The organism is Candidatus Cloacimonadota bacterium (genome assembly GCA_034661015.1).
In the GTDB taxonomy this organism is placed as follows: domain Bacteria; phylum Cloacimonadota; class Cloacimonadia; order JGIOTU-2; family JGIOTU-2; genus JAYEKN01.
Genome location: JAYEKN010000165.1, coordinates 1 through 2968, shown reverse-complemented (window position 1 = coordinate 2968; position 2968 = coordinate 1). Strand labels below are relative to the sequence as shown.

At 34.0% G+C, this 2968-nt stretch carries 2 protein-coding genes; both read right to left on the bottom strand.

Annotation, left to right across the window (positions count from 1 at the left end; genetic code table 11):
* Window positions 1-429 precede the first annotated feature (429 nt).
* Complete coding sequence (locus tag U9P79_06335; GenBank protein MEA2104241.1) at window positions 430-2289, bottom strand: AAA family ATPase; 1860 nt, start codon at window positions 2287-2289, stop codon at window positions 430-432.
* A gap of 230 nt (window positions 2290-2519) precedes the next feature.
* On the bottom strand, window positions 2520-2968 hold a 449-nt coding region (locus U9P79_06330), incomplete at its 5' end, for a hypothetical protein (GenBank protein ID MEA2104240.1).

Here is a 2968-nt window from a genome sequence, read left to right as displayed (position 1 = left end):
TGGCAACTGAAATAGCTGCATAACTAACGATTACGATTGTGATAATCGCAATAATCCATTTTTTGTCCGAAATTAATCGGGATTTCTTTTTGTTTTTCATATTTCCTCCGAAATAATTTTTGATAACTTGTGGGAAATTGTTATCTAATTTTGTGTGAGAGAAATGAAATAAAATGGTTTAAAATTTTTTGAGAATAGATACAAAAGGCGAAGTGATGTCGCACCTACGGTGCTGTTTTTTTTGGCTTTACATATCCCAATGGCTGACGCCATTGGCTACAAATGTGTCGCCCCGATGGTGCTGTTTTTTCCGTACTTTCTGAATATTTCAATATCACGAGGAGACTCGTGTACCACATCACTTAGCAATAACAAGTGGACAGTCATCCTTAAAAGTACCCATTATTTTTTCCATATTCACTGCTTCCATTAAAACCCAACTATTTTCTGTTTTATAGATCCAAAATCAGATTCTGCTTCAATATCGCAATATTTGATTATATCTTCTTGGTTTATCCTTTTTAACCTTCTCGAAGCCCCTTCTATGCAGGCGTTTCGGACAATTATTTTTATTTGACCACCGGTTAAGCGATAGTTTGCAGCGAGGAATTTAATATCGATTTCCGATGCACCGGAAATTGTTAGTGGCAAATGCAATTCCCATAATTTTTGCCGTTCTTCGCCTGATGGAAATGGAAATTCTAACTTGAGCTGAAATCTTCTACTAAATGCTTCATCTAAATTTTTTCTCATATTTGTGGTTGCAATGAGAATACCGTTTAGATTTTCAAATCCTTCCAAAAAAAGATTTTGCATAGAATTATGCATCCGATCAACCGACGATTTTATCTTTTCCGTTCGATTCATCAAAAATTGATCCGCTTCATTTAGCAATAGAATTGGTGGATTTTTCATCCTGTTTACAATCCGTGCAAACAAAGAAAACATCTTACGAACATTTTTTTCACTGTCGCCCACCCATTTGGATTGAATTCTACTAACGTCTGTGATGAGAAGTTTTTTATTGAGACTTTCCGCTATAGCACCAGCAGCAAATGTTTTACCCGTGCCAGGTGGTCCATAAAACAACATCAGCATTCCAGAACCGGTATTTTCGTTGGGATGATCAACCGCTCGGATACCTTTGTCAAAAAGTCCCCATTCCTGAAGAGTTTCAGCGATATTTTTATGGTATTGATTCATAGAAAAACGGATTGTGTTTTTTATCTGTTTAGGTAGAATAAGATCAGCGAAAGTTTGGGATGGTGTGGCTATTGTAAAAATATCATTTCCTTTTAAAATCCGATTCAATGTTTCATTCTCATTCACAGGCGATTTCATAATAATGCGTCTGAGGATATCGGGAGATATGCGGATATTAGGTTGCGAACGGAAAAAAAATCCTTCAGATATTTCTACCAATCCTTTTTTTACAAGTTTGGATTCATCGGAAATATATTTTTTATTTTTAAACAAATCCTGATGATCTATGCTTATCAATTGAATTATTTCTTGGGTATTGCATCCATTATTTTCTAATTCTTCCTTTGCAAGGTACACAATTATTTTAGCCTCAATTTTATCAAGGTTGTATTCATCTATCAATTCGAGAAGAGGAAATTTTTTATCCGTATTTGCCAATCTGCTTTCAATCTGTTTTTCCCATTTAACTATTTCCGAAAATTTAGCTGCTTCTTTACCGGCGAGGTCGAATAAATTAAATATAGGATGATGTGAACGAAGTTTCAAATCAGCAACCTTTTCCAGATAAGAAAACCAATAGTTGAGAAGTTCACGATTATTTTGAAAAGATTTTTGGCTAAAATCATCTTGACTTTTGTTTTCTGCTAAAATAACTTCCTTGAAATCGGGATGAATCTCAATAACATTTTCCAAAAGGTATTGACTGGAAAAATTCGAGTCTGGTTTTTGCTTAATAAAATGCGTTTGTTTTACATCCCAATTATCTTCTGGATTGATAGCAAAAACTTTCTTATCCAAAAGCGAAATAATATCATCCAAATGCTCAATTTTTTGCGATACCTTTTTATAAAGTATTTTTAAAATATCGAGTGAAGCAAAACCTACCCTGTAATTTTTTACCGTTTCAAACCACGCATAAGCAATAATGATGATATCCGTTTGGGATAGATGATACTTTTTTATAGAATGTGTCTGCTGAAATTGTTTTATCAGTTTGGAAATTTCGGGATTGGAAAGATATTCGTTGTTCTGTTTTCCCACAATTAATTCTGCAATTTTGATTAAAATGATAAATGGTTTTTTCACTTTTCTTCTCCTTCCAGATGTTTTTAATTATATTATTATTCTTCGTGCTGTTCTTCCAATTTTTCATAATACGCAACGATTTCAGAGAGTGATGGCAAAGTTCCGTATTTCTTTTTCCATATCTAAAAGCTGTTTTGACTCACGTATTTTCCATATCATGCTTGAAGTAGCGATAGAGAAAATTAAGCCGTATTTTTTGGGCATACGTCAACGTAATTTTTTTAATTCTCTTATCCGTCTTCCTCTTTTTTCAAATACTCGATAAGCTCTCTAAGAGATACACCTTTTACCATTTTTTTCAAAACAATCTGCTTATCCTTTTTTCCTACTAATCCTCTACCAATTTCAAAATGTTGATTTTTAAACCTTTCGATTACTTCAACATTCCTGTATTTATTCGACAGCTCATGAGATGGAAAATTAAGTTGTGAGAACGAAGGCTTCCTTCCGACAACTTCTTTTTTGCAGTTGGGACATATAGCTCTGAATTTATGCGATCCACTCAAAATCGAACCACTTGCACTAAGGATGTAAACGGTTCCGCCACAATCAGGACAAGTATGAATAAAATGCCCTTTTTCCCAAAGTTTCAACAAAATACCAATCGGTAATACTTCTAGTCCGGTAATTGAGTCACCAATAAATGCTTGGGAAAGTGTACAGAAAAAAAGATTTTTGT